5 protein-coding genes are annotated in these 7,351 nt (G+C 68.7%); 3 read left to right on the top strand and 2 right to left on the bottom strand.

Annotated elements, in window-relative coordinates; all coding sequences use genetic code 11:
• The 3 genes from VML93_RS22340 to VML93_RS22330 all read left to right on the top strand — a co-directional run.
• On the top strand, positions 1 to 1,620 hold a 1,620-nt coding region (locus tag VML93_RS22340), incomplete at its 5' end, for a LuxR C-terminal-related transcriptional regulator (RefSeq protein ID WP_325614410.1).
• A 241-nt stretch (positions 1,621 to 1,861) separates the two neighbouring features.
• Complete coding sequence (locus tag VML93_RS22335; RefSeq protein ID WP_325614408.1) at positions 1,862 to 2,191, top strand: PE family protein; 330 nt, start codon at positions 1,862 to 1,864, stop codon at positions 2,189 to 2,191.
• A 106-nt stretch (positions 2,192 to 2,297) separates the two neighbouring features.
• Complete coding sequence (locus VML93_RS22330) at positions 2,298 to 2,684, top strand: DUF2237 domain-containing protein (RefSeq protein ID WP_325614407.1); 387 nt, start codon at positions 2,298 to 2,300, stop codon at positions 2,682 to 2,684.
• Here the strand turns inward: VML93_RS22330 and VML93_RS22325 are convergent.
• Together VML93_RS22325 and VML93_RS22320 are read right to left on the bottom strand one after the other, a co-directional pair.
• On the bottom strand, positions 2,674 to 3,993 hold the full coding sequence (locus VML93_RS22325) for a M1 family metallopeptidase (protein ID WP_325614405.1): 1,320 nt from the start codon (positions 3,991 to 3,993) through the stop codon (positions 2,674 to 2,676). The genes VML93_RS22330 and VML93_RS22325 overlap by 11 nt on opposite strands.
• On the bottom strand, positions 3,990 to 7,351 hold a 3,362-nt coding region (locus tag VML93_RS22320), incomplete at its 5' end, for a Pls/PosA family non-ribosomal peptide synthetase (RefSeq protein ID WP_325614403.1). The genes VML93_RS22320 and VML93_RS22325, both read right to left, overlap by 4 nt.

Genomic DNA, 7,351 nt, shown 5'->3' with positions numbered 1-7,351 from the left:
CAGCGCCTCGAGCAGGCCGAACTCGAGATGGACAATTTGCGCAACGCATTGGGGTGGGACCTGGAGACATCGGATACCGAGGGCGCGTTGTCGCTGGCGTCGTCGCTGCAACCGCTGTGGCTGGCCCGCGGACGTGTATTGGAAGGCCGGGCGTGGTTCGAAACCGTGGTCGGCGAAGGCGATTTGGACACTCTGCAGGTGCCCGACGCGGTGCGTGCCCGCGCACTCGCCGACGCCGCAGTGTTGAACGTGTGGGTCGGCGGCACCATCGAGCCGGCTGAGCGAGCCCTGGCGATCGCCCGCGAACTCGGTGACTCCGCCCCGCTGGCGCGGGCGTTGACCGCTTGCGGCTTCATTGCGGGCACCAGATATGACGGCGCGGCGGCCCAAACGTACTTCTCGGAGGCAGTCGTCTTGGCCCGGAGTTTGGACGATCGGTGGAGCCTGAGCCAGATCCTGGCCTGGCAGGCAAACTCCGCGGTGATGGTGGCCGATCTGATCGCGGCGCGCGCGACTGGTGAGGAAGGACGCCATCTCGCCGACGCGATTGGGGACCGGCCGAACTCGCGGTTGTGTCGTTTCGACCTCGCGTGGGCGCAGGCGTACGAAGGCAATCTCAACGGAGCGGTTTCGGCATTCAAGAGCTTGATCGCCGAGTGCGAAGCGGATCACGACGAGATGCTCAAAACGGCCTCCCTCGTGGGCCTGGGCGTCGCACTGGCACAACGGGGTGAGGTCGATGCGGCGCGCACTGCTGCCGGCGCGGCGCTCCAGAGCGCGTCGGGCCTGGACGAGTACTTCCAAGGCCAGGGCAACGCCGCGGCGGCCCTCGCGGCGCTGGCCGCGGGCGACGTCGGCGCCGCGCGCGACGCGAGCGAGCGCGCTTGGCAATTCCTGAGCGTGGCTCAGCCCGAGATGGCCGCGGCGCAACGTGCCTTCAATACCGTCGAGGTGGCGCTGGCCGAAGGTGACCTCGCACGGGCGCGCTGTTTGGGCGACGAAGCCGTCTCGATGGCGAAGGGGGGGCATCGGGCGACAGCTCTACTGGCCCGTGCCCGGATCGCGATCGCGGAAGGTGGCCGAATAAGCGCGGAACAGGACGCCCATGATGCGCTGGTCTGCGCGGCCGACTCTGGGGCCTATCAACCGCTTGCCGGCATTCTTGAGTGCCTCGCCGACCTTGCCAGAGATGCCGACAGTCAGCAGGCCGCGCGGCTGTTCGGCGCCGCGGAGGCCTTCCGGCAGCGCACGGGGATGGTGCGGTTCAAGGTCCATCAAGCGGGTTATGAGTCCTCGGTAGCGGCGCTGCGTGATGCGATGCAGGAGAAGGATTTCGACGCCGCCTGGGCCGAGGGTGCGGCGCTCACCACCGAGGAGGCGATCGCCTACGCACGGCGCGGCCGGGGCGAACGCAAACGCCCAGCCAGCGGCTGGGCGTCGCTGACGCCCGCCGAGCGTGACGTCGTGCGATTGGTCTGTGATGGGCTGGCCAACAAAGACATCGCCACGCGGCTGTTCATCTCGCCCAAGACCGTGCAGGCCCACCTCAGCCACGTCTACACCAAGCTAGGGCTGTCCTCCCGCGTCCAACTCGTGCAGGAAGCCGCCCGCCAAGTGTGACGGTCATCACACACCGGATTGGTTGAACCACCCAGGGCCATGGCTCGTATTGCAGGTGTGTCCAACAGAGGCCCGTTTCCGCGAGTTGCCGGTCACATGTTGAGATGCAAACTATAACCTACTGCTACTATCCACCTCAGTAACAGATGAAGCCCACTGCCTGACCCCTCGAAGATGCGGGCCCGCACGGCGCCTGTCACCGTGGGGATTTCGCCCGCATGCACATCAGGAGATGCACGAAATGCAGACCATGTCTTTCGACCCCGTCGTGGGCGACATCGCTACCCAACTTGTCGACAACGCGAACCTCGGCCTGCAGGCCGGTACGGCGGCCGCGCCGCTGACCGCGTTGATGCCCGCCGGGGGTGAGGAGGTCTCGGCGCAGGCCGCTCTGGCGTTCGCCGAGGAGGCGGCCCAGTTGCTGGCACTCAACCAGGCGGCCCAACTGGAACTGACGCGGGTCGGCCAGACCCTGGCAGACATCGCCTGCGCGTACCTGGAGGTCGACCAGGTCGCGGCCGCTGAGATGCTCTCCATCCCGCTGCCGCGCTACGGACTGGCGAATACCTGAACCGGCTGCATGGGCACGTGATAGATCCATGTGGGCGCAGATAGCAAAGTTCCTCGAAACCACGAAGTTCCTACAAACTTCGCGCCAACGGCGCGATACTAAACGTGTGTCTGATCTCAACGTGCTCGGCGGCCCGCTGGAACCGTGCGGGTCCGACCCACTCACCGGCTTCTATCGCGACGGCTGCTGCTCGAGTGGCCCCGAAGACATCGGCAGGCACACGATCTGCGTCGTGGTGACCGCGGAGTTCCTCGAGCATCAGCGTTCCATCGGCAATGACCTGTTGACGCCGGTGCCCGAGTACCGTTTTCCGGGGCTATTGCCGGGTGACCGTTGGTGCGTCACCGCCCTGAACTGGCTGCGGGCTCACCACGACGGTTGCGCCGCCCCGGTGGTGTTGGCGTCCACGCACGAACGCACCCTCGAGGTGGTGCCCCTTGAGGCATTGCAGCAACACAAAGTCGACGTTCCCGACGATCTGGCTAATTTATAGAGTTCGGCACCGGCGTCGAGTACAGCCACGCTTCCCACAGCGGCCGCAGCGATTCGTCGGCGTAGTTGGCGGCCAGGCCGGTGAAGTCGTCGGTGACGACGGTGCCGTGACGATGCCGAGTGGTCCAATCCTTCAGCAACGCAAAGAATTTCGCGTCGCCCAGCCGTCCGCGCAGCGCGTGCAGGGTCAGCGCGCCGCGCTTGTACACGCGATCGTCGAACATGTCGCGTGGCCCGGGATCGGCCAGCAGCAGGTCGTCCGGCTTGTGCCGCAGTTCCGCATGGTGTCGGTGGGCGAGTTCGTCGGCGCTGGGGCCGCCGCTGTTTTCCGACCACAGCCACTCTGCGTAGCACGCGAATCCTTCGTGCAACCAGATGTCGCGCCACCGCCGCGCGGTCACCGAGTTGCCGAACCACTGGTGGGCCAATTCGTGTGCGACGAGTCGCTCGCTGGACCGCTTGCCATCGCAGTGGTTGGCGCCGAAGATCGAAATGCCTTGGGCTTCAAGCGGGATCTCCAGCGGGTCGTCGGTGACCACCACGGTGTAACCGTTGGCCAGCGGATACGGCCCGAACAACTCGGTGAACAGCGTCATCATCTCGGGCTGGCGGGCGAAGTCGTGGTCGAAGTTGCGGCGCAGCCGACTGGGCAGCGCCGCCCTGATCGGTACCGGCGCTGTCGCCAGCCGAGCCGTGTCGTAAGTGCCGATCTGCAGGGTGACCAGATAGGTCGATGTCGGTTCGGGTTGTTCGTAGGTCCACACGGTCTGCGAAGCCCGGGCCCGCCGCGAGACCAGCTTGCCGTTGGCGACCACCCGGTACCGGCTCTCGGCGCTGACCTGGATGCGGAAGGCCGCCTTTGCGCTGGGGTGGTCGTTGCAGGGGAACCACGACGCGGCGCCGTTGGGCTGGCCGGCGACCAGCACACCGTCGGTCAGCTCCTCGAAACCGACGTCGCCCCACAGCGACCGGAGCGGCCGGGGTGAACCGTGGTAGTGCACGACGACCGACAACGCCGTCCCCGTCGGAACCGTCGATGCCAGCCTGATGCGCAACTTGCCGCCGCGACAAGAGAATTGGTCGGCGCGCTTGCCGTTCACCCAGACCTTCGACACCGACAGGGCGTCGGACAGGTCGAGGGTGAGCTGATGCAGCTCGGTAAGTGTCACCGCGGTGATCGTCGCCGACCCCGACAGCCGGTTGATGGCGACCTTGTACTCCAGGTCCAACTCGTAGCGCGACACCTGGTAGCCGGGATTGCCGTTTTTCGGGAGGTACTCGTCGAGCACCGTCTTGCCGGAGGCTTTCACGCTGCGGTGTCCTGGACGCCTTCGCGCGGCGCCCGACCGCGCGACTTCTTGCGGCCGGGGTTCCAGGGCCGAATCGGATTGCCCTGCCAGCGGGTCGACGGCGGCACCTCGTCGCCGCGCACCACCAGCGACGCGGGACCGACCGTCGCACCCGCGCCCACTCGCGCCGCGGGCAGCGCGACGCAATGCGGGCCCAGGGTCGCGCCCGGTTCCAGCACCACGCTGTCCATCCGCATGATCCGGTCGTGGAACAAGTGGGTCTGCACCACGCAGCCGCGGTTGACGGTGGAGCCGTCACCGAGCGTGACGAGATCTGCCTCAGGCAGCCAATACGTTTCGCACCAGGCCCCCCGGCCTACGTGCGCGCCCAGCCCGCGCAGCCACAGGTTCAGCACCGGCGTCCCACTGGCCGCGCGGGCAAACCACGGCGCCGCGACGGTCTCGACGAACGTGTCGGCGACCTCGTTGCGCCACACGAACGACGACCACAACGGAAACTCGCTTGCTCTGATCCGGCCCACCACCAGCCATTTCGCGGCTACCGTGATTACCCCGGCGATCGCACCCGCGGCCAGCAGCACCAGCCCACCGCACAGCACCGTCCACCAGATGCCGAAAATCCTTGCCGTCGCCTGCAGTGTGCCCAGCACGGCCAGCCCGATCGCGACCGCGACGAACGTGGGCAGCAGCCGGCACGTCTCTACCGCCGCACGCATCGCCTTCAACCGCGGCGGCGGGTCATAGGTGGTTTCCTCGTCGGCCTCGGCGGGGCGCCGGCGCAGCCGCATCGGCGGGCTGCCCAGCCAGGACGAGCCGCGCTTGGCCTTGGGGGGTGTCGCCGAGAGCACCGCGACCAGCCCGTTGTCGGGCACGCGGCGGCCTGGTTGGGTGATGCCGGAGTTGCCGAGGAACGCGCGCCTGCCGACGGTCGTCCTGGCCGCGTAGATCCAGCCGCCGCCCAGCTCGTAGGACGCAACCATGGTGTCGTCGGCCAAGAACGCGCCGTCCTCGATCACGGTGAACTTGGGGATCAGCAACACGGTGGAGATCTCGGTGCCGCTGCCCACTTTGGCGCCCAGCAACCGCAGCCACGCCGGGGTCAGCAGGCTGGCATACAGCGGAAATAGATAGTTGCGCGCGCCGTCCATCAGCCGCTCGGTCGCCCACAGCTGCCAGCCGGCGCTGCTGCGTACCGGGTGGTAGCCCTCGCGCAGCCCGATCGACAGCATCCGCACCCCGACCAACGTCAGCAACGCATACATCGCGAGCGCGGCCAGAGTCGCCACCGGCGTCCACAGCAGCGCCGGTCCGATCGCCTCCGACAGGCGGCGGGTGTGGTGGACGGCCGCCACGATCACCGCAAGGCCGGCGGCCAGCGCGATCAGCGGCAGTGCGCCGAGCACAGGCGACGTCAGCCCATACACGGCGACCCAATAGCTTCTCCGGGCCGGCCGCTCGTCCGGCCACGGATGCTTGACCCGGCCGGATTTCACTGCCGGTGAGCCCTTCCAGTACTGGCCGTTCTTGATCTTGTCGACGACGCCCGAGCCCGGTGCCACGTCGGCGTTCTTGCCGACCACCGCGCCGGGCAGCAGCGTGGTCCGGGAGGCGATCGTCGCGTCGTCGCCGATCGTGATCCTGCCGAGGTGGAATACGTCTCCGTCGACCCAGTGCCCGCTCAGGTCCACCTCGGGCTCGACGGCGCTGCGGTGTCCGAGCGTCAGCAACCCCGTGACCGGCGGCATCGAGTGCAAGTCGACGCCTTTCCCGACATCGGCGCCCAGCGCGCGGGCGTAGTACACCAGCCAAGGCGCGCCGGCCAGGTTCTCGGCGCCGCTGGCCTCGGCGAGCCGCTCGGCGAACCATACCCGCAGGTGCACCGACCCGCCGCGGGGATAGGTGCCCGGCTGCACCTTCCACAGCAAGACGCGGGCAAACAGCACGGCCAGGCCCATCCGGCCCGCCGGCGTGACGAACAGGAGGAGCGCCACCGCGACCAGCCACCAGTTCACCGCCACGGTCCACGGCACCAGCTGCAATGCGTGGGCGACGTTGTTGCCCAGCGCCAGCCACGTCACCCACTGCAGTGCCGCCAGCGTGGCCAGCGGCACCGCGGCAGCGGTCTGGATCAGCTGGGTCAGCCGGGGGGTCGGTCGCACCACCCGCTCGGTGACCTGCGGCGGGGGCTCCTGCTCGTCGAGGAATGCGGCGAGTGAGCCGAGCCGCGGATGGTCATACAGGTCGGCGACGGTGATCTGCGGGTACTGGTCGCGCAGGGAGACGACGAGCTGCGCGGCGGCCAGCGACCCACCGCCGAGGGCGAAGAAGTCGGCTTCCGGACCGGAAATCGCCGTGCCTAGCAGATCCTGCCACAGTCCCGCCAGCCGGCCGGCCGTGCCACCCAGGTTGGCGCTCTCCGGATCCGCGCCGCCGGGTGGTGGCCACGGCAGCGCGTCCCGGTCGACCTTGCCCGACGTGCGAGTCGGCAGCTCCTCGATTTGGACCAGGCGCGGCACCAGCGCGGCGGGCAGGTGCGCGGCAAGCTCTTTGCGGGCCGCGCTGATGTCGAACGACGGATCCGCGCTGACCAGATAGCCGACCAGCACCGACGTGCCGGTGGCGGTCTGCCGGACCGCGGCCGCGGCGCCGCTGACGCCCGGCAGGTTGACCAGCGCGGAGTCGACCTCGCCCAGCTCGATGCGGCGGCCCCCGACCTTGACCTGGTCATCGCTGCGGCCGCAGAAGTACAGCCCGTCGGGTTCCAGCCGCACCAGATCACCGCTGCGGTAGGCGCGCTTCCAGTCCAGCGTCTCCATCTCGGCGTACTTCTCGGCGTCCTTCTCCTTGTCCAGATAGCGGGCCAGCCCGACGCCGCCGATCACCAGCTCGCCCACCTCGCCGTAGCTGACCGGCCAGCCGTCCGAGTCGATGACGGCGAGGTTCCAGCCCGGCAACGGCAGCCCGATGCTGATCGGTCCGGTGCCGTCCAGCCGGGCCGCGCACGCCACCACCGTGGCCTCGGTCGGGCCGTAGGTGTTCCACACCTCCCGGCCCTCGACCGCGAGTCGCTCGGCAAGTTCCGGCGGGCAGGCCTCGCCGCCGAAGATCAACAGCCGCACCGCTTCCAAGGCCTCGGCCGGCCACAGCGACGCCAGCGCCGGCACCGTCGACACCACGGTGACGTCCCGGGTGACCAGCCACGGACCCAGGTCCATCCCGCTGCGCACCAGCGACCGCGGCGCGGGAACCAGGCAGGCGCCGTGCCGCCAGGCCAGCCACATCTCTTCGCAGGACGCGTCGAAGGCCACCGACAATCCGGCCAGCACCCGGTCGCCGGGACCAATCGGGTTGTCCTGCA

It is taken from the genome of Mycobacterium sp., from assembly GCF_035499775.1.
In the GTDB taxonomy this organism is placed as follows: Bacteria; Actinomycetota; Actinomycetes; order Mycobacteriales; family Mycobacteriaceae; genus Mycobacterium.
This window is presented reverse-complemented; position numbering and strand designations above follow the sequence as displayed.